Origin of the sequence: Tsuneonella suprasediminis, from assembly GCF_003605755.1 — a bacterium.
In the GTDB taxonomy this organism is placed as follows: domain Bacteria; phylum Pseudomonadota; class Alphaproteobacteria; order Sphingomonadales; family Sphingomonadaceae; genus Tsuneonella; species Tsuneonella suprasediminis.
Map to the genome: position 1 here is coordinate 112,771 of NZ_RAHJ01000011.1, position 18,504 is coordinate 131,274.

Here is an 18,504-nt window from a genome sequence, read left to right on the forward strand (position 1 = left end):
GGCCGCCGTGTTGTGCGCGAACTCACCGCGCTGATCGAACAGCTTGGCAATGGGAAGTGATCGAACCGTTGCGACCGTCCGAGCGGGGCCTTTGGGCGCGGCAAGCAGGTGTCAATCGGCGCTTTCTTAGTGGCATGGCGAACGCAAATACTATCTCTCCAATCTGCCCCGCGACACCCCGATCACGGCTCCGCTGGTGCGATCAAGGCGCGCTGGGTCTGCGAACAAGCGCATCAGCAACTCAAGGAAGAACTTGGCCTCGATCACTTCGAAGGACGATTCTGGACCGGGCTTCACCGCCATGCCTTGATATCGATGATGGCCTACGCCTTCCTGCAATCCCGAAGGCTCGCTCAGGCGGGGCGGAAAAAAGAAACCTCGGCCCTCGTCCCAAAACCACCTTACCCGCAGTGCGCCAGGCCATCTTTGACCGCCTGTCTCGCTCACCGCCGCAGCATTGCCCTCACTGCGGGGGATGTCTCGAACGGTCTGCCCGCAAACTTCTGCCAAAGTAGTGCTAAGAAGCCCACATCTTTTAAGAGCCTTAACCTGCTCCGCGAAAATACCCCCAAAATACCACCGCACCAAATCTGGCTGCATGTGGAAGACCATGGGCGCATGCGGACGCGAATCACCCGCAATCCTCTGCCCTTTTTCGATTTTTGGAGAATGTGGAGGCTGGCGGAAGCCTCCGGATCAAGGAAATGGTAGCGGAGGAGGGACTTGAACCCCCGACACGCGGATTATGATTCCGCTGCTCTAACCGGCTGAGCTACTCCGCCCCAATCGGGCACTGCGGCGTCGATTGGCGCCGTGCAGGCGGCGCATTTAGGGCGGGGATCGCGCGCGGTCAACCGCGGAATGACCACTGTTTTACAAACTCCCACGGTCCACCCCGATATCGGTGCAGCGCCAGTCCGGTAAATGCGAATGGTCGCGGCTCTATCGCCCCCGCCAGTTCGACCTGCAAAGCCCGCGCACGATGCGGGCTGACCTTGTTCTGAATCGTGATGTGCAGACGGGGCACAGCCATGTCCTGCGGCGTCAGCAGGCCATAAAAGCGATCTGCCAGCCTTTCCCTCAGCACCAGCATCGCCGCGCTTTCCAGCCGCAGTGCGGTGCCGCGCCCCAGGTTCATCAATCCGTCGAGACGTGCCAGTGGCGGGGCCGCCTTCGCCTCTTGCGCCAAGGCATCGCGCAGTTCGCTTTCCAGACTGGGCGGCAGCGCGTGGAACAGCGTGACGTGGGCGTTGAGCTGGTTGCGTTCGGGCGGGAAATGCTCGCTGCGGAGCTGATCGGCCCGCGATTGCAGCCATTGCGGCAATTGCGCGGTCACGATCAGCGGAGCGGGCGCGGATGAATCGGGCGGCATCGCTGCACCGCCCCCGTCGTTGCCCGGCGGCGCGATCAGTCCATCTCCCCGCGCTCGCGCCGGATAGCGAACCATTTTTGCACGTTGGCATTGTGCCCTGCCAGCGTTTCGGAAAACCAGTGCCCGCCCTTGCCATTGGCGACCATGTAGAGGGCCTTGGTGTCCGCCGGGTGGAGCACGGCCTCGATACTGGCGCGACCGGGGTTGGTGATCGGCCCCACAGGCAACCCGCGCATGGTATAGGTATTATATCCGTTGACTGCTGCGATCTCACTCTGGCGGATACGGCGGCCCAGCGGCTTGCCCTTGGTTATGGGGTAGATAATCGTCGGGTCGGCCTGCAACGGCATCCCTTCCCGCACGCGGTTGGAATAAAGCCCCGCCACTTGCTTGCGTTCGCTGGCGACGCCGGTTTCCTTTTCGACGATTGCAGCGAGCGTCACCGCCTCTTCGGGTGTTTTGACCACGATATTCTTGCCCCGTTTCGACCATGCTTCGGCCAGAAACGCGTTCATCGCGGTCTGCATCCGCGCCAGCACCCGTGTACGCGGTTCGCCGCGTTCGAAGTTATAGGTATCGGGGAGGACCGATCCCTCTTCCGGCACCGGGATCGGGCCGGTCAGCAGCGGCTCCGCCATCAGGCGTTCGTACACCATGATCGACGGCATCCCTTCGGGGATAGTGACGAATCGCTGGATCACTTCGCCATGCTGGAACTGATCGAGGATTTGCGACGCGCTCGATCCGGCAGGGACGAGAAATTCGCCCGCCTGCACCGGATCGCTGCCGCCGAACACTTTGGCACGCAGCAGGAAGCTGTCGGCCGATGCGATCAGGCCTTTGTCTTCCAGTTCGCGCGCCACTTTGGTCAGCGTGGCGCCATCGGGCACGATGAACGAAGTGTCTTTCGGCACATTCGCCGCACCGTACCACCCGTGCGCGAACCACGCGAAAGCCAGCGCCGCGACGAGCGCCGCCGCCAGCACCAGCTTCTTCACGTCAGTCGACCTTCTTCATGATCAGCGAGGCATTGGTCCCGCCGAACCCGAAGCTGTTGTTCAGCACCGCGTTCACTTCGCGCTTCTTCGCGACGTGGGGCACCAGATCGACGCCTTCGGTCCCTTCGTCGGGATCGTCGAGGTTGAGCGTCGGCGGCACGATCTGATCGCGCATGGCGAGGATGCAGAACACCGCCTCCACCGCACCGGCGCCGCCGAGCAGGTGGCCGATGGCCGATTTCGTGCTGCTCATCGATGCACCGCTCAGATCGTCGCCCAGAACGCGCTTCACCGCGGCCAGTTCGATGGTGTCGGCCATCGTGCTGGTGCCGTGCGCGTTGACATAGTCGATGTCGCCCGCTTCCATCCCGGCCTTACGCAGCGCCATCCGCATGGCGAGTTCGGCACCCTTCCCTTCGGGATGCGGTGCGGTGACGTGATAGGCATCGCCCGACAGGCCATAACCGACCACTTCGGCATAAATCTTCGCGCCGCGCGCCTTGGCGTGTTCATACTCTTCCAGCACGACAACGCCGGCGCCTTCGCCCATCACGAAGCCATCGCGGCCCTTGTCGTAGGGACGACTGGCTTCTGTCGGGCGATCGTTCATGCTCATGTTGAGCGCGCGCGCCTGAGCGAAACCGGCCACACCGAGCGGGTTGATCGTGCCTTCCGAGCCGCCCGCCAGCATGACATCGGCATCGCCATCCTTGATCATCCGCGCGGCATCGCCAATCGAGTGCGCCCCGGTGGAACAGGCGGTAACCACAGCGTGGTTCGGCCCCATCAGGCCGTATTTGATCGACACCTGCCCGCTGATCAGGTTGATCAGACGCCCATGCACGAAGTGCGGGCTGACCCGGCCCGGCCCGCGTTCATGCAGGTTGACCGATTCGATTTCGATCCCCGGCAGGCCGCCGATACCGGAACCGATCGAACAACCGGTGCGGGTTTTCAGATCGTCGTCCATATCGGTGAGTCCGGCATCTTCGAGCGCCTGACCGGCCGCATCGATGCCGTATACGATGAACGGATCCACCTGACGCTGGATCTTGTGATCCACCCGCTTGTCAGGATCGAAGCCGTATTCGTGATCCTTGGGCTTCACTTCGCACGCGATGGTGCATTTCTGCCCTTCGGTATCGAACCGGGTGATCGGACCTGCACCGCTTTTCCCGGCGATGAGGTTTTTCCAGGAAGTTTCCACGTCCCCGCCCAGCGGGGTAACGAGGCCGAGTCCGGTAACGACGACACGACGCATATTGCTCTCCAACAAATACAACAGGCCCGGCCCCACGGCGGGGACGAGCCTGTTTATGCCCCGCCGACTTGCCGTCAGGCGAGCACGGCGGGCAGGACCTTAGCCCTTGTGCTCTTCAATGTACTTGGTCGCGTCGCCGACGGTCGTGATCTTTTCGGCAGCGTCATCAGGGATTTCGACCCCGAATTCTTCTTCGAAAGCCATGACCAGTTCAACGATGTCGAGGCTGTCGGCACCGAGATCGTCAATAAAGCTGGCGTCCTGGGTGACCTTGTCGGCTTCGACGCCGAGGTGTTCGACGACAATTTTCTGCACGCGGTCGGCGGTATCGCTCATAATGGTCCCTCTTCGAACTTGGGGTGTATGGTTGGGTTTCGCCCTAATCAACGGGCGGCGGGCTGGCAAGTCCCGCGCATTGCTATCCGACGGACGGATCAACTGGTTTGTCGGTATTCGACGATTTTTCCTGCTTCGGCGGCTCGATCGTGCGGATATGCACATCGCGCAACTGGCGGGCGGAAACCGCGCTGGGCGCGCCCATCATCAGATCCTGCGCCCGCTGGTTGAGCGGGAAGGCGATCACTTCGCGGATGTTGGGTTCGTCCGCCAGCAGCATCACGATGCGATCGATCCCCGGTGCGGAGCCGCCGTGCGGCGGGGCGCCGAGCTTGAACGCTTCGATCATGCCGGAAAAATTGCTGTCCACGTCCTCACGCGTGTACCCGGCGATTTCGAACGCCTTGTACATGATATCCGGGCGGTGGTTACGGATCGCCCCGCTCGACAGTTCATATCCGTTGCAGACGATGTCGTACTGCCACGCCTTGATATCGAGCGGGTCCTGCGTTTCCAGCGCCTCCATCTCGCCCTGCGGCATCGAGAACGGGTTGTGGCTGAAATCGATCTTTTTCGCTTCTTCGTCGTATTCGAACATCGGGAAATCGACGATCCAGCAGAATTCGAAGCGATCATCGGGGATCAGGCCCAGTTCTTCGCCCACACGGGTACGCGCGGCACCGGCCAGCTTGACCGCGTCGCTCTGCTTGCCCGCGGCGAAGAACAGGCCGTCGTTCTCGCCCAGCCCCAGCTCGGCGTAGATCTTCGCCATGTTGTCCGGACCGTGGTTCTTGGCGATCGGGCCGCCGAATTCGCCGCCCTTGCGCGTGACATAGCCGAGGCCCGCGAACCCTTCCTTGCGCGCCCAGTCGTTCATATCGTCGAAGAACTTGCGGCTTTTCTCATGCGTGCCCGGCGCAGGGATCGCGCGGACCACACCGCCGGTGCCGACGATTTTCTCGAACAGGCCAAAGCCGGACTGCTGGAAATGACCGGACACGTCCGAAATAATCAGCGGGTTACGCAGATCGGGCTTGTCGCTGCCGTATTTCAGCATCGCTTCGGCATAGGGGATGCGCGGGAAGCTGCCAGCGGGCGTTACGCTCTTTCCGCCGGAAAATTCCTCGAACACCCCGGCCAGCACCGGTTCGATGGCGTTGAACACGTCTTCCTGTGTGACGAAGCTCATTTCGAAGTCGAGCTGGTAGAATTCCGGGCTGCGGTCGGCGCGCAGATCTTCGTCGCGGAAACAGGGGGCGATCTGGAAATAGCGGTCGAACCCGGCCACCATCAGCAGCTGTTTGAACATCTGCGGCGCCTGCGGCAGCGCATAGAATGTGCCGGGGTGCAGGCGGCTGGGCACGATATAGTCGCGCGCTCCTTCGGGGCTGGAGGCCGCGAGGATCGGGGTCTGGAATTCAGTGAAGCCCTGATCGATCATCCGGCGGCGCAAGCTGGCGATCACGTTGGAACGCAGCACGATGTTGTTGTGCACCCGTTCGCGCCGCAGATCGACGAAGCGATATTTCAGACGGGTTTCTTCGGGGTAATCTTCCGCCGAATTGACGATCAGCGGCAGATCTTCCGCTGTGCTCTGCACCGTTACAGCGCGGGCGAATACTTCGATTTCGCCGGTCGGCAGGTTGGGATTGGCGGTCCCTTCGGCGCGCGCCTTCACTTCGCCGTCAATGGTAACCACCGATTCCAGCCGCAGCCCGTCGAGAATCGGCAGCGCGGGGCTGTCTTCGTCGGCAACGATCTGCGTCAGGCCATAGTGATCGCGCAGATCCACGAACAGCACCCCGCCATGATCGCGCTTGCGATGGACCCAGCCCGAAAGGCGGACGGTTTCGCCAACATTGCCCTTCGACAGGGCCGCGCAGTTGTGGGTACGATAGGCGTGCATCTAAAATCTTTCCAATTTCGGGGCTATGGCGCTAGGTGCCTCGCGCGTTTTGCGCGGGTTCGCGCTCCTTTAGCAGGAAACGCGCGCGCTAACAGGGCACGGGCGGGCTTTTGTCAAGGCACACTCTGTCCGGTGGGTGGCACTCCGCCCGAACTATGAAATGAAGACAGATGAAAATACATGACCTGATTACCACTACCGAAGCCCTCGCGGATTTGTGCGAAAGGCTGGCGGAAAGCGATTTCGTTACCGTCGATACCGAATTCATGCGCGAGAACACCTACTGGCCCGAACTGTGCCTGGTGCAGATCGCCAATACGGAAGAGGCAGCGGCGATCGATCCGCTGGCCGAAGGGATCGATCTGCAACCGCTGCTCGATCTGATGTGCGACAACGAAGACGTACTGAAGATCTTCCACGCCGGGGGGCAGGATGTGGAAATCATCTACAACCTCACCGGCAAGACCCCGCACCCGATTTTCGATACCCAGATCGCGATGATGGCGATCAGCCAGTCCGAACAGATCGGCTATGCCAATCTGGTGGAAGCATGGCTGGGGATCACTATCGACAAGGGCGCCCGCTTCACCGACTGGAGCCGCCGCCCGTTGACCGAACGGCAGATCGAATATGCCATCGGGGACGTGACGCATCTTTCAAAAATCTTCCCTAAGATACTGAAAAAGCTTATTAAAACGAGTCGCGGATCGTGGCTTGATGCGGAGATGGACAAGCTGGCCGATCCGGCGAACTACGCCAACGATCCCGGCAAGGCATGGCAACGCATCCGCGCGCCCAGCCGCAACGCCACGGTGCTCGGCCGCCTGAAAGACCTCGCCGCATGGCGCGAGGGGGAAGCGCAGCACAAGAATATCCCGCGCGGACGGATCATGCGCGATGAAACACTGGCCGATCTCGCCAGCCATCCGCCCAGGAAGCAAGCCGATCTCGTCAAAGTGCGCGGCCTGTCAAATGCCTGGAAAGACAACGATATAGGCAAACGCCTGATGAAAGTGCTCGAAGCGGCCGAACCGCTCGGCAAAGACGAGATGCCCGACAAGCCCAAGCGCGGCGCACCGCTGGGCAAGGAAGGCGCGCTGGTGGCCGATCTGCTCAAGCTGCTGCTCAAAATCCGCAGCCGCGAAATCGACGTGGCCAGCCGCCTGCTGACCCGCAGCGACGAGATGGAGGCACTGGCCGCAGGTGTGCGCGATCTGCCGATCCTGAAAGGCTGGCGATACGAAGTGTTCGGCCGCGAAGCGCTCGATCTGGTGGAAGGCAAGCTGGCCTTCGCAGTCGAAAGCGGTCGCCTGAAAATGACCCATATCGACGATGCAAAGCCGGGCGATGAAGCGACCGAATCCGACAACGCGGGCACCGCGGCTATTGCAAATGCTGCGGACGATGCAGGCGATGCGGCGATGGAGGCTGAATAGTTGACCGGCCCTGAGGAATGGGCCAGACTTTTCACCGATGGACACGCAAACTGTGATTTCGCGGTTACGCAAAAACAAGCGCCAGTTGCGCGCTGCAGGCTTGCGCGAAATTTCCCTGTTCGGGTCCACTGCCACAGGGAAACAATCAGATACCTCCGATGTCGATCTGGCGGTCAGGCTGGACGATGTCGCAAATCTGGACCTGTTTCGCTTCGCCGCGCTAACCGAGAAAGTCCGTCATTTGCTCGGCACACCGGTGGATATAGTGGTCGAACCGGCCCGTAACCCGCGTATCCAGGAGCAGATCAATCGGGACCGGCTCCGTGTCTTCTGAACGGGAGGCACTTCGCCTCCAGGATATCATCGATAATATCGACCGCATATCGAACCACATCAGCGGCATGGGCAACGCGCTGCGGCATGATTACGATTCCATCGATCTCAGGATAATCTGGAATACCGCAGCGCAAACCCTGCCGGCATTGCGCGCAGATTGCTGCCGTGCGCTGACGCTACCTGATGAATAAGCTCTGGTAACAGCAGAAAACGGCCCAGCACATGTCCACTTATCTCCCCACGATCAAACAGCTGCAATACCTCGTCGCGTTGCACGAACATGGCCATTTCGGCCACGCGGCGGAGGCCAGCTTCGTTTCGCAATCGACTCTGTCCGCCGGGATTCGCGAGCTGGAATCGCTGCTCGGCGTAACACTGGTCGAACGCAGCCGGCGCGTAGTGCGGTTCACGCCGCTGGGCGAACGGGTGGTGGCCAAGGCGCACCGCCTGCTGCGCGAAGCGGAAGAGCTGAGCGATCTGGTATTGGCCAGCGGGAAGCCGTTGTCGGGCGAACTCCGTATGAGCGTGATCCCGACGATTGCGCCTTTCATGCTGCCGCGCATCCTGCCGCGCCTGCGGAAGGATCGCCCCGGCCTTAAACTGTTCCTGCGCGAAGAAACCACCGACCATGCGCTGGAAAGTCTGCACCACGGGCGGGCGGACTGCGTATTGATGGCTCTGCCGTTTGCAACCGGCGAAGTCGAAAGCGAGCATATCGCGACCGACCGGCTGTTCGTGGCTTTCCCCAAAAACGACCCGCGCGATCCGCCCGATCAGGTGCCGCCCTCGATGATCGACGAAGGGCGCCTGCTGATGCTGGAGGATGGCCACTGCCTGAAAGATCACGCGCTGGCCGCCTGCAATCGCCCCGAATTGCGCGCCAGTGCGACGATGATCGGCACCAGCCTGCATACCCTGGTGCAAATGGTCGACAACGGGCTGGGCCTGACGATGTTGCCCGAAATGGCCATCGATGCGGGCATCCTGCACGATACCGAAGTTGTCGCCCGCCCGTTGAAGGGCAAGACACCGGGCCGCGAAATCGCGCTGATCTGGCGCAAGAACTCCCCACGCGGGGACGAATTCCGCCTGCTCGCGGACGAACTGCGCGCGGGGTAGGTTTCGCCTCGCCGTGTGTGTGGTGCCACAGGAAGCTGGACCCCGGATCAAGTCCGGGGTGACGATGAGGTTGGGTGGCGCTCTGGCACGCCGACGAGGTGCGCCGTTCAGGCGAGCGCGCAGGTCCGCACCCTCCTGCCACGCCAACACCGCCCGCTATGCCCCCGTACCACTCCACCACGGCAGCGCCATACGCCCGCATCACCTCACGCCGTCGCCCCGGACCTGATCCGGGGCCCCGCTGTTCTTCCGCGCTGCGCTTAGGGGAGCCGGCCCCCGGCAGAGGCACCGGGGTGACGATGGGGAATGGTACGCTCTGGCAGGCGGATGGGGCACGGGGATCGGGCGAACGCGCAGGTCCGCCCCCTCCTGCCTCACAAGCACCGCACGGTATGCCACCACACCACTCCATCACGGCAGCGCCATACGCCCGCATCACCTCACACCGTCGCCCCGGACCTGATCCGGGGCCCCGCTGTTCTTCCGCGCTACGCTTAGGGGAGCTGGACCCCGGCAGAGGCACCGGGGTGACGATGCAACTTGGCGCGCCCTGGCAGGCGAGCGACGCACAGCACTCACCCCACCCGCGATTGCTGCTGTCCTACACCGAACCGATCGGGCATTCAGGGCTAATGCACCGCATTGCCGCCTGCCAGACCGCTGAATCATGGGTGTTTTGCCCATGCATTCCGGCAGGGGACTTTTTTGCCTCAGGACAGTGTAACATGCGGTCCATGTCTCACCGGGCGATGCCGCAAAACAGGCCGCAAAGCAGGCCGGTTGCCGCCTGTCAGAGCCAGCCTTGCGCGCGATACCAGCGGGCGGTTGCCGCCAGCCCGGCAGCGGTGGCGATATGCGGTTGCCACACCGATTGCGGAACATGGAACGCGGGCCGCGCCACCCAGTCGGGGTGTGTCATGTATCCCACCCGATCGGCCGTCAGCCGCGCCCCGGCCCCGCGCACCAGCCGGTCGATCCGCGCACCGAGCGACAGGATCGCTTTCGGCAGCGACAGCACCAGCGGGCGCTTGCCCACCGCTTCACCGATCAGCAGTGCCATTTCCACATGAGTGAGGCCGCCCGGATGCCCGTCGTCGGGCTCGAACAGCTTGCCGCTGACCGCTTCGCCACCGGGAATCAGCGCCACCAGCAGCGCAGCGAGATCGTCGACATGGATCATCGACACGCGACCGGGCGGCGGGACCGGCACAACGCCGAGCTTTGCCGCGCGAAACAGTTCGAACATGTCGCGATCGCGCGGGCCATACACCGCCGGGGGACGCACTACGGTCCAGTCGAAATCGCTCTCCATCACCAGCCGTTCGGCGCGTTCCTTCGACGCGCCATAGACCGAAAGCTGCGGCTCCCGCGCGGACAGCGATGATACGCAGACGAAGCGCGGCACGCCCGCCGTCGCCGCGGCCGCCAGCAGGTTGCGCGTGCCATCGACATTGGCGACTTCGAATGCAGCGGTATCGGGCGCGTTGGTCAGACCCGCCACGTGGATCACAACACCGGCCCCGGCGACCAGTTGCGCCAGCGCGTCATGGTTGCTCAGACCGCCCTGCACCCATTCAACATCACCGCGATCATCGGGAATAGTGCGGGCCAGCGCGCGCACCGGCACCCCTCGGGCAGCCAGCACCTGCCGTGTCGCCTGTCCGACAAAGCCTGTCCCGCCAGTCAGCGCGACGAGCGGCGGCTGGGTCACAGCAGAACCATATGATCGCGGTGAACCACCGCTGCGCGCGGGGTGTAGCCGAGCAGTTCGGCCTGTTCGGCCCCCTTGCGCCCGGCAATCTTGCGCGATTCGTCGGCGTCGTATTCGGCCAGCCCCTGCGCGATGGGCGAACCGTCGACGGAGGCAATCGTGACCACGTCGCCGCGTTTGAACGCGCCATCGACATTGGTGACCCCGGCGGCCAGCAAGCTGGCGCCTTTGCCCAGCGCCGCCTTCGCCCCGTCATCGACCGTCAGCGTGCCCTTGATCGCGATCCGGCCACCCAGCCACGCCTTGCGCCCGGCATCGTTGCGGCGCGGGGCGAACACGCTGGCCCGGTCCGAATGGAGTGCACACGACAGCGGCTGTTCGTGCAGCCCGTTGACGATCGCCAGCGCGATCCCGGCGCGGGTAGCAATCTCCGCCGCCTGAATCTTCGACGTCATCCCGCCAGAGCCCATGCCCGACGCCGAACCGCCGTCGGCCATCGCGCGGATACGCGAATCGATCTTCTGGATCAGGGGGATAAGCTGCGCCCCCTCTTCCTTCGGATTGCGGTCGTACAGGCCGTCCACATCGCTCAGCAACACGATGGCATCGGCCAGCGCCGCCTGTGCCACGCGCGCACCCAGACGGTCGTTATCGCCGAAGCGGATGCCCCATGTGGCAACCGAGTCGTTCTCGTTGACCACGGGCACAGCCCCGCATTCCAGCAGATGAACCAATGTGGCCGAGGCATTGAGATACCGCCGCCGATCCTCCAGATCATCCAGCGTGACCAGCATCTGGGCGGCGGCAATGTCGTTCTGCCCCAACAGTTCGGCCCAGAGGCCCGACAGTTCGATCTGCCCCACCGCCGCCGCAGCCTGCGCGTCGGCCAGACTGGCGCGGCCGCCCTTCTCCAGACCCAGCCGCGCCGCGCCCAGCGCAATCGCGCCGGAGCTGACCACGGCCACCTGCTGCCCGTTGGAACGTGCCGTGGCGATCTCTTCCACAAGACTCGACAGCCATTCGCGCCGGACCAAACCATCTTTGCCGACAAGCAGGGCGGAACCCACCTTGATGACAAGGCGGGGGCAGGCGACGGGATCGAACAGATCGGAAAGAGTGGAAACAGTCATGCGCGGGCATGTAGCGAAGGATCGCGCGCGCGTCACCCGGTCACACGAAGTACCTCAGATCGGGGACCATTCTGGCAGGCCGTCACCCTCCTCGTCATCGCTCCGTTCGACCTCGACACCTTTGGTTTCGGTCGCGGTTCGTTCGGGGAGATAGGCCAGCAGTGCATCCATCAGTTCGCTCACGCCCTGACCGGTGGCGCCGGATATCGCGAACACTTTGTCCGCCCCGGCGGCGCGCAGTTCGGCGGCGAAACCTTCCACCAGTTCGGCATCGGCCAGATCGACCTTGTTCAGCACGATCAGGCGCGGTTTCTCGCCCAGCCCTTCGCCGTATGCCTCCAGTTCCGCGACGACGGTCTGCATCGCTTCTGCCGGGTCTTCGCCAGAGATATCGACCAGATGGATCAACGCGCGGCAGCGTTCGATATGGCCCAGAAACCGGTCTCCAATCCCCGCTCCATCCGCAGCCCCTTCGATCAGGCCGGGGATATCCGCCAGCACGAATTCGCGCCCCTTGTGCCGCACCACGCCCAGTTTCGGCACCAGCGTAGTGAACGCATAATGGCCGACCTTGGCCTGCGCGTTCGACACCTGATTGATGAACGTGCTCTTGCCCGCATTGGGCAGGCCGACCAGCCCGACATCGGCCAGCAGTTTCAGCCGCAGCCAGACCCACATTTCCTGCGCGGGTTCGCCCGGCTGATGCTGACGCGGGGCGCGGTTGGTGCTGGTCTTGTAACTGGCGTTGCCACGGCCGCCCATCCCGCCTTCGAGGATGACGAGCCGCTGGCCCACTTCGGTGAAATCGGCAATCACCTCTTCGCGATCTTCCGACAGGACTTGCGTGCCGACCGGCACCTGAATCACCAGATCGGGCGCGCTGGCGCCGGTGCGGTCCTTGCCCATGCCGTGGGCGCCGCGCTGCGCCTTGAAATGCTGAGAATAACGGAAATCGATCAGCGTGTTCAGCCCCGCGACCGCTTCGAACACCACGTCGCCGCCGCGGCCGCCGTTGCCGCCATCCGGCCCGCCATATTCGATGTACTTCTCGCGCCGGAAACTGACCGCACCCGGCCCGCCCGCGCCGGAACGGAGATAAATCTTGGCCTGATCGAGAAAATGCATGGTTGGTCTATAGCCTCAAACACCGGATGGCGCATCAATGGACAGCAAACGCGGTCCGTAGCACCGAAGGTGCGAGGAAATCGCATACGCAATTGCGTGCACGGAAAGCAAAGACGAACTGGTGGAGCCGAGGGGGATCGAACCCCTGACCTCGTCATTGCGAACGACGCGCTCTCCCATCTGAGCTACGGCCCCGTTCCAGTCCCTCTGTCACACAGTGCCCGGTGGATGTGTCCGGGACTATGCCGAAGAGCGCGCCCCTTAGCGAAAGCGGCGCGCCCTGCAAAGATCAAATCCTCCCGCTCAGCCTTCTCCGCCCGAGCTGTTGCCCGGTGGGGTCGTCTGCGGCAAGGTGATTGTCGGCACCGGGGTGGCGGTCGTATTCGACGCTGGCGGGAGCGTCAGGGTCGGTGCCGGGGGTGCGGCGGTTTCGCTCGCCACTGTGGGGAGAGTAATGGTGGGCACTGCCGTCTCTTCCGAAGAATCCGCCGATGTTGCCACGGTCACATCGGACGTCACGCTCCCCATTGGAGCGGTAGTCGCCGGGACTGCCACAGCACCGGCCGCAGGAACTCCGGCACCCGGAGCGGGAGAAGCGACCGTGGCGGTATTCGTCACACCGGCGTTCATCGGATTATCGATCGCAACGTTGTTGCCATACGTCGCCAGCAGCGTACCGGTCGCTGGCTGCACACCGTATTCGGAATCCCAGGCGGCCAGATTGGTGCGATAATCTTCGTATGAACGGAAGAAATCTTCGAACACCGAATTGAGCAACGGCAATGTCCGCAGCGAGAACGCCTCCAGATCGGCAGAGCTCACCGCCATCGCTTCCGGCGATACGGCCAGTGCGGCGTCGCAGAAGTTCTTGCGCGCGGGCGGCATTGAATAGAAGTTATAGACCTGCGTCATGTACGTGTCGAAATGGTCGCGATATTCCTTGCCGAACTTCTCGCGATATTCCTTCATGAGCGCATCGTTGGTCTTCCGAAGCACACGACTGTCGGTGGAAAGCAGCGCCTTATACGCTTCCAGCACAGGCTGGTATTCCGGTTCGAGGCAGTTCAGCGCCGCAACGTTAAGCGCGGAGCGCATATTCCACACCGTCTGCGCTGTACTGATCCCGTAATTGACCGTGCGCCGCTTCCCGTCGAAACCAACCGGCGGAATGGTCATATTCAAGCTGGCACCGAGCGGAGGTGTCGGGCGCGGAGGAATGACCTTGGGTGGCGGAGGTGGCGGAGGCGGAGGTGGCGGAGGCGGAGGCGGAGTGGCACAAGCGCCCAGCACAGCAAGCCCGGTGGCCATTGCCATCATCCGAATACGAGAAGTCGAAAACTGGAACATGCGGCGCGGCCCTCCTCTGCCCGCATCAAATCTATAGCACCCACAGCATTGCGGGCGGATGAAGCAGGAACTGTAGACCTCTATCGCAACAATGAAAATGCCCGAGGCGCAGTGAGCGTCCCGGGCACGATGAATCGAATCATCTTTGCGGCGAAACGAGTCCGCCTCAGCTCCGGCTGTTACCCATGAAACGGAGCAGGAACAGGAACATGTTGATGAAGTCGAGGTACAGCGTCAGCGCGCCGAGAACGATCGCCTTACCCGCCCATTCGGTGCCGCGAAGCTGGGCATACTGTTCTTTCAGCTTCTGCGTGTCGTAAGCCGTCAGGCCTGCGAAAATCAGCACGCCGATGAAGCTGATGGCATACATCAGCGGGGCGGAACCGACGAACATGTTGATCACACTCGCCACGATCAGGCCGATCACGCCCATGAGCAGGAATTTGCCCATCGCGCTCAGATCCTTGTCGGTCGTGTAACCCCACAGGCTAAGCCCTGCGAAGGCTGCTGCGGTCGCGAAGAATGTCACCGCGATCGATCCGCCGGTGTAGATCAGGAAGATCGTCGACAGCGACAGCCCCATCAGGAACGCAAAGCCCCAGTACATCGCCTGAAGCGTGGTCTTGCTGAACTTGTTCGCGCCGAAGCTCATCGCAAACACGATCGCCAGCGGCGCCAGCGCCACGATCCAGCGCATCGGGCCGGTTGCGAAAGTCAGGGCAAGGCCCGAATTCGCCGTCAGCAACGCGACGATACCGGTCAGCAGCACGCCCGAAGTCATGTAGTTGTAGATCGACAGCATGTGCCGACGAAGGCCCTCGTCGAAAACGACCGCGCCACCGGCGCGCGGGACCGAGCCGAAGCCCGGCTGCGTCGTGCGAGGTTCATTCCAATTGGCCATTTTAAACCATCTCCTCTGGCCCGCCGCACAGATGGGCGGGCTTCAGGGCAAATATCGATGGTCAGCGCGCATTTTTCAAGGAAAACCGGTCGAGAATCGACAAATCGGCATTAACCCTCGTCGCGGGCAGCGGCCGCCATCTCCCGCCCTCTGTCGCGAGCAGCGCGCAGTGTTTCGGTTAACAACCGCGCCAGTGCATCGTCTTCGTCGAGCACGTCGAGCCCTTTCTGCGTCATCCCGCCGGGGCTGGCGACCCGCCGCGCAAGGTCGGCCGGCGAATCGGGTGATCGCGCCGCGAGCGCCGCTGCCCCTTCGACCATCTGCATCGCCAACCGTTGCGCCTGTTCGTGTTCGAGACCGAGGCGCGTCGCCCCCGCCGCCAGCGCATCGATGAAGCGATAGACGAACCCAGGCCCCGATCCTGCCAGCGCCGTCACCAGATCGAACTGCGCCTCTTCCGCCAGCCATTCGGCGCTGCCCAGCATAGCGGCCATGTCCGTCACCGTTTGGCGCGCGGCATCGTCCAGCCCCTGAGCGATCAGCGCATTTGGCGACTTACGCAGTGCCACCGCGAGGTTCGGCATCAGGCGAACAACGCCGCGTGCGCGCGGGAACCGGCGCGCCAGACTGGCCAGCTCGACCCCCGCCAGAATCGAAATGACCACAGTGCCCGGCCCGACAACCCGTTCCAGACCATCCGCGACATCGCCCAGTTTCTGCGGCTTTACACCCACGATCACGGCATCGAACGGCTCGCCATCGGGCCAGTCGTTGATGATCGCCATCCCCGCAGGCGCTTCGGTGCGCGTGGGGTGATAGATCGTGAAAGTCGCGGCGGGCACACCTGCGGCCAGCCAGCCTTCGGCCATCGCCCCGGCCATGTTACCGAACCCGACGATGAGAATGTTTTGGAAGTGTGTCATGGCGGCCATGTAGGAGCCGCGCGCGCCCACGGCTACCCCCGCCGGCCCGATCTCACCTGCTCGGCAGACCGGTTCACGCCTCTCCGGCAGCATCCACCATCGCGCTGTCCAGTGCATCGCGCGGCGATTTGTCGCCCCACAGCACGAACTGGAAAGCGGGATAGAACCGGTCGCATTCATCGACCGCGTTTTCGATCAGGCCCTGCGCCTGGCTCAGGCTCAGCAGCCCTTCGTCGCCCAGCAGCAGCCCGTGGCGATAGACCAGCATCCCGCCTTGCGACCAGACATCGAAATGCCCCAGCCACAGCTGTTCGTTGACCAGCGCCAGCAATTCATACGCCGGTTTGCGCTTCCCCTCTGCCACGCGGATATCGGGCAGGCACAGCAATTGCAGCACGTTGTCGGCCGTGCGCCAAATCGCGCGCACCTGATAATTCGCCCAGCTACCCTGAATTTCGCCGGAAATTTCATCGGGCGAGATAATTTCATGCGGCCACTGGCGGGCATCGAACAATGCGGCCAGCATATCGATCGGTGCCGCGTCATCGACTGCGCGGAAGGTTTCCTGAACGGCTCTCATCGGGCGATTGCTCTTGGCGACTTCATGACGCCATAGGTGGCCGATCCGCCCCTTTCCCCGCAATCGCGACCGATGCGGATGCTGGGGAGAACTCGACAACCCTGTTCATAGCTTGTGCAAAACCGGTGGAAGAGACCGGTCGCAGCTACTTGAGCGGAGAAACCTTCTCACCCTTTTCGCTGGTGAAGCGGAAACTGTCGATCCCCAAAGCCTTGAGATCGGCAATCGCCGCATCGGCCTCTTTATTCGAAGCGAACGGACCAGTGACCAGGCGCCGCGATTGCCCCCACTCCACAGTGAAGGCATCGCGTTTGGCCAGAACCTTGGGCGCTTTCTTGCCAAACCGGCGCCAGTCGAATGCCAGTGCTTTCAAGTCCTTGCCAGTCGCGACCTGCACCCAGATGCGGCTTGGCTCCGGTGGAGGCGGCGGCGGAGGGGGTGGCGCGGGCGGCGGCGGCGGTGGTGGCGGCAACTCGCGCTTGATCTTGATCGCGGTGATATCGACAGCGCCCGTTGCCGCCTGAGATGGCGCCTCCGGCAAAGTCAGTTCCGCAAATGCATCGGCCACGGATGGCGGCGGCGGTGGCGGAAGGGGTTGCACGATCGGGCGCGATTCCTGCGGCAGCGCCAATGGCGGCGACGGAGGCGGTGGCGGAGTCGATCCGGTGAAAGGCTGCACTGCCGAAGCGTTCGACACCGGGGTCGCATTGCGCGGCGCAGGTGTGATCGTGACCGGGGCAGGCGTGGGCGTGGGCGTGGGCGTCTGCGCTTGCGCCTGTCGCACACTATCGAGCTGGCTGGCGGGCTGGTTTGCCACTGTCGCCAGATCGAAGCCCGGCTTAGGGTTGCCCGATACCGGCGGCAGCTCCACCGAACCCGAAGCCTGAGGCGTCGAGGCTGGTGGCGGAGGAGGTGGCGGAGGAGCCGCACGTTTCATCGTTGCCCCCTCCAGCGATGGTCGGGAACGACGGATGCCTCGGTCCTGCTCGCGCGCCAGACGCCGCGCCTCTGCCGGGGTCAGTTTGGTCGGCTGCGCTGCCTTACTGGCGGGTTGTTCGGTCTTGCTGCGCGGACCCAATGGCTGTCCGGCGGGTGCCAGCCGTGAATCGACCGATCCCGCCGCACTTGCCACCTTCGGCTGGCTGGCCGGGGGCGAATACTGCGCGAAGCGCGGATCGTCGCGGCCGATCTGCGCCGCACGGGGGAACTTGCCCAGATTGGCCGCTGCCGCCTGCTGCGCCCGTGTGAGGCGCGGCATATAATCGAGATAGGGCAACATTTGCGCCGCCAGATCGCGCGGCATCACTGCCTCCGCGATCGACTTCGCTTCATCCTTGCGCCCAAGGATCGCCAGCCCCATTGCCCGCACGCGATAGGCCCCGAAATCACGCTTTTGCAGCAAGGGCAGCAGGGTTTTCTCGAACCCGTCCTTATCGCCCGATATGGCCAGGCTCAGCGCAAGACGGCGGATCGTGTCATCGTCGGCCCGGCGCGAGAGAGCCAGACGATACTGCGCCTGCGCCGAGGCGTTATCGCCCACCAGATCGTAAGCCAGCCCGCGATCGCTCGCCACCGAAACGGGATCGACCCCGGCGGATACCGCCTGATCGAACTGGGTAATCGCATCGAGCGGGCGGTCCGAACGAAGAGCGGCTGTCGCCAGCCCCGCCTTCACCCGCGCATCGCCGGGACGCAACTCATCGGCCCGGCCGAAGAAACCAACCGCCGCGTCGATATCGTCCAGTTCCAGCGATGCATTGCCCGCATCTATCAGCGCGTTGAAATCGCTGCCATTGCGCGCCAGCCGGGCGAGCGCATCGGTCAGATCGCCTGTCGCCGCCGGGGGCAGCGGCTGAACGACCGCGTGGCTTTGCGCCGCTGCCGGAGCCGATGCCAGCGCGAGCGGCAACAGCGCCGCCATAGACGCGGATACGCGGGCGAAGGCAGGCTTTCGGCGTTGTACCATCGGAGGGTTCATGGCCCGACGCAGCTTAACCACCGCGTAACGGGCCATTGTGTCTCC

The 18,504-nt window shown here is 63.3% G+C and carries 17 protein-coding genes, 2 tRNA genes and 1 pseudogene; 5 read left to right on the forward strand and 15 right to left on the reverse strand.

Annotated elements, in window-relative coordinates; genetic code table 11:
• Positions 1-136: 136 nt before the first annotated feature.
• Positions 137-375, forward strand: a pseudogene (locus D6858_RS03185) (IS701 family transposase); the annotation flags it as partial.
• A gap of 330 nt (positions 376-705) precedes the next feature.
• Here D6858_RS03185 and D6858_RS03190 read toward each other — a convergent pair.
• From D6858_RS03190 to aspS, 6 genes are all read right to left on the reverse strand, one after another.
• Positions 706-782, reverse strand: a tRNA-Met gene (locus D6858_RS03190).
• A gap of 68 nt (positions 783-850) precedes the next feature.
• Complete coding sequence (locus tag D6858_RS03195; protein ID WP_240623664.1) at positions 851-1,447, reverse strand: 2'-5' RNA ligase family protein; 597 nt, start codon at positions 1,445-1,447, stop codon at positions 851-853.
• Positions 1,408-2,370, reverse strand: coding sequence for an endolytic transglycosylase MltG (mltG, locus tag D6858_RS03200; protein WP_120107090.1), 963 nt, complete (start codon positions 2,368-2,370; stop codon positions 1,408-1,410). Before mltG ends, D6858_RS03195 begins: the two co-directional genes overlap by 40 nt.
• A 1-nt stretch (position 2,371) precedes the next feature.
• A complete protein-coding gene (gene fabF / locus D6858_RS03205) occupies positions 2,372-3,631 on the reverse strand; it encodes a beta-ketoacyl-ACP synthase II (RefSeq protein WP_120107093.1) in 1,260 nt (419 codons plus the stop codon).
• Between the two features lie 99 nt (positions 3,632-3,730).
• Positions 3,731-3,967 carry an acyl carrier protein gene (locus D6858_RS03210; RefSeq protein ID WP_047805955.1) on the reverse strand — a complete coding sequence of 79 codons (237 nt, stop codon included), beginning with the start codon at positions 3,965-3,967 and terminating at the stop codon, positions 3,731-3,733.
• A gap of 82 nt (positions 3,968-4,049) precedes the next feature.
• A complete protein-coding gene (aspS, locus tag D6858_RS03215; protein ID WP_120107096.1) occupies positions 4,050-5,873 on the reverse strand; it encodes an aspartate--tRNA ligase in 1,824 nt (607 codons plus the stop codon).
• A gap of 170 nt (positions 5,874-6,043) precedes the next feature.
• Between aspS and rnd the strand changes: the two genes are divergently transcribed.
• From rnd to D6858_RS03235, 4 genes are read left to right on the forward strand one after another with little or no spacing between them, the layout of a single operon-like run.
• Complete coding sequence (gene rnd, locus D6858_RS03220; protein ID WP_120107098.1) at positions 6,044-7,309, forward strand: ribonuclease D; 1,266 nt, start codon at positions 6,044-6,046, stop codon at positions 7,307-7,309.
• 37 nt (positions 7,310-7,346) lie between these two features.
• On the forward strand, positions 7,347-7,643 hold the full coding sequence (locus tag D6858_RS03225; RefSeq protein WP_120107100.1) for a nucleotidyltransferase family protein: 297 nt from the start codon (positions 7,347-7,349) through the stop codon (positions 7,641-7,643).
• Positions 7,633-7,836: a HepT-like ribonuclease domain-containing protein gene (locus D6858_RS03230; RefSeq protein ID WP_120107102.1), complete on the forward strand. Its 204-nt coding sequence runs from the start codon at positions 7,633-7,635 to the stop codon at positions 7,834-7,836. Before D6858_RS03225 ends, D6858_RS03230 begins: the two co-directional genes overlap by 11 nt.
• A gap of 31 nt (positions 7,837-7,867) precedes the next feature.
• Positions 7,868-8,764, forward strand: coding sequence for a hydrogen peroxide-inducible genes activator (locus tag D6858_RS03235; protein ID WP_120107104.1), 897 nt, complete (start codon positions 7,868-7,870; stop codon positions 8,762-8,764).
• Between the two features lie 790 nt (positions 8,765-9,554).
• Here D6858_RS03235 and D6858_RS03240 read toward each other — a convergent pair.
• The 9 genes from D6858_RS03240 to D6858_RS03280 form a co-directional block, all read right to left on the reverse strand.
• Entirely contained in the window at positions 9,555-10,475 is a 921-nt protein-coding gene (locus tag D6858_RS03240; protein WP_120107106.1) for an NAD-dependent epimerase/dehydratase family protein, read from the reverse strand.
• On the reverse strand, positions 10,472-11,605 hold the full coding sequence (gene proB, locus D6858_RS03245; protein ID WP_120107108.1) for a glutamate 5-kinase: 1,134 nt from the start codon (positions 11,603-11,605) through the stop codon (positions 10,472-10,474). Before proB ends, D6858_RS03240 begins: the two co-directional genes overlap by 4 nt.
• A 54-nt stretch (positions 11,606-11,659) precedes the next feature.
• Positions 11,660-12,730: a GTPase ObgE gene (gene obgE / locus D6858_RS03250; RefSeq protein ID WP_120107110.1), complete on the reverse strand. Its 1,071-nt coding sequence runs from the start codon at positions 12,728-12,730 to the stop codon at positions 11,660-11,662.
• A 119-nt stretch (positions 12,731-12,849) separates the two neighbouring features.
• Positions 12,850-12,925, reverse strand: a tRNA-Ala gene (locus D6858_RS03255).
• A gap of 108 nt (positions 12,926-13,033) precedes the next feature.
• Entirely contained in the window at positions 13,034-14,077 is a 1,044-nt protein-coding gene (locus D6858_RS15945) for a hypothetical protein (RefSeq protein ID WP_205664865.1), read from the reverse strand.
• Between the two features lie 166 nt (positions 14,078-14,243).
• Positions 14,244-14,978, reverse strand: coding sequence for a Bax inhibitor-1/YccA family protein (locus D6858_RS03265; RefSeq protein ID WP_120107114.1), 735 nt, complete (start codon positions 14,976-14,978; stop codon positions 14,244-14,246).
• A gap of 110 nt (positions 14,979-15,088) precedes the next feature.
• Positions 15,089-16,081, reverse strand: a complete 993-nt coding sequence (locus D6858_RS03270) for a pyrroline-5-carboxylate reductase family protein (protein WP_338067260.1) — start codon at positions 16,079-16,081, stop codon at positions 15,089-15,091.
• The gene (locus D6858_RS03275) at positions 15,975-16,481 is read right to left on the reverse strand and encodes a type III secretion system chaperone family protein (protein WP_120107116.1); all 507 of its coding nucleotides are present in this window, start codon (positions 16,479-16,481) and stop codon (positions 15,975-15,977) included. Before D6858_RS03275 ends, D6858_RS03270 begins: the two co-directional genes overlap by 107 nt.
• Before the next feature lie 145 nt (positions 16,482-16,626).
• Positions 16,627-18,495, reverse strand: coding sequence for a tetratricopeptide repeat protein (locus D6858_RS03280; RefSeq protein WP_133305230.1), 1,869 nt, complete (start codon positions 18,493-18,495; stop codon positions 16,627-16,629).
• Positions 18,496-18,504 lie beyond the last annotated feature (9 nt).

Bases quoted from the DNA above. Each gene is read 5' to 3' on its own strand.
- D6858_RS03225 (WP_120107100.1), top strand. From the start codon at position 7,347: ATGGACACGCAAACTGTGATTTCGCGGTTACGCAAAAACAAGCGCCAG.
- D6858_RS03210 (WP_047805955.1), bottom strand. From the start codon at position 3,967: ATGAGCGATACCGCCGACCGCGTGCAGAAAATTGTCGTCGAACACCTC.
- D6858_RS15945 (WP_205664865.1), bottom strand. From the start codon at position 14,077: ATGTTCCAGTTTTCGACTTCTCGTATTCGGATGATGGCAATGGCCACC.
- D6858_RS03265 (WP_120107114.1), bottom strand. From the start codon at position 14,978: ATGGCCAATTGGAATGAACCTCGCACGACGCAGCCGGGCTTCGGCTCG.
- aspS (WP_120107096.1), bottom strand. From the start codon at position 5,873: ATGCACGCCTATCGTACCCACAACTGCGCGGCCCTGTCGAAGGGCAAT.
- rnd (WP_120107098.1), top strand. From the start codon at position 6,044: ATGAAAATACATGACCTGATTACCACTACCGAAGCCCTCGCGGATTTG.
- D6858_RS03270 (WP_338067260.1), bottom strand. From the start codon at position 16,081: ATGAATGCGACCGGTTCTATCCCGCTTTCCAGTTCGTGCTGTGGGGCG.
- proB (WP_120107108.1), bottom strand. From the start codon at position 11,605: ATGACTGTTTCCACTCTTTCCGATCTGTTCGATCCCGTCGCCTGCCCC.
- D6858_RS03195 (WP_240623664.1), bottom strand. From the start codon at position 1,447: ATGGTTCGCTATCCGGCGCGAGCGCGGGGAGATGGACTGATCGCGCCG.
- D6858_RS03280 (WP_133305230.1), bottom strand. From the start codon at position 18,495: ATGGCCCGTTACGCGGTGGTTAAGCTGCGTCGGGCCATGAACCCTCCG.
- fabF (WP_120107093.1), bottom strand. From the start codon at position 3,631: ATGCGTCGTGTCGTCGTTACCGGACTCGGCCTCGTTACCCCGCTGGGC.
- D6858_RS03275 (WP_120107116.1), bottom strand. From the start codon at position 16,481: ATGAGAGCCGTTCAGGAAACCTTCCGCGCAGTCGATGACGCGGCACCG.
- D6858_RS03235 (WP_120107104.1), top strand. From the start codon at position 7,868: ATGTCCACTTATCTCCCCACGATCAAACAGCTGCAATACCTCGTCGCG.
- obgE (WP_120107110.1), bottom strand. From the start codon at position 12,730: ATGCATTTTCTCGATCAGGCCAAGATTTATCTCCGTTCCGGCGCGGGC.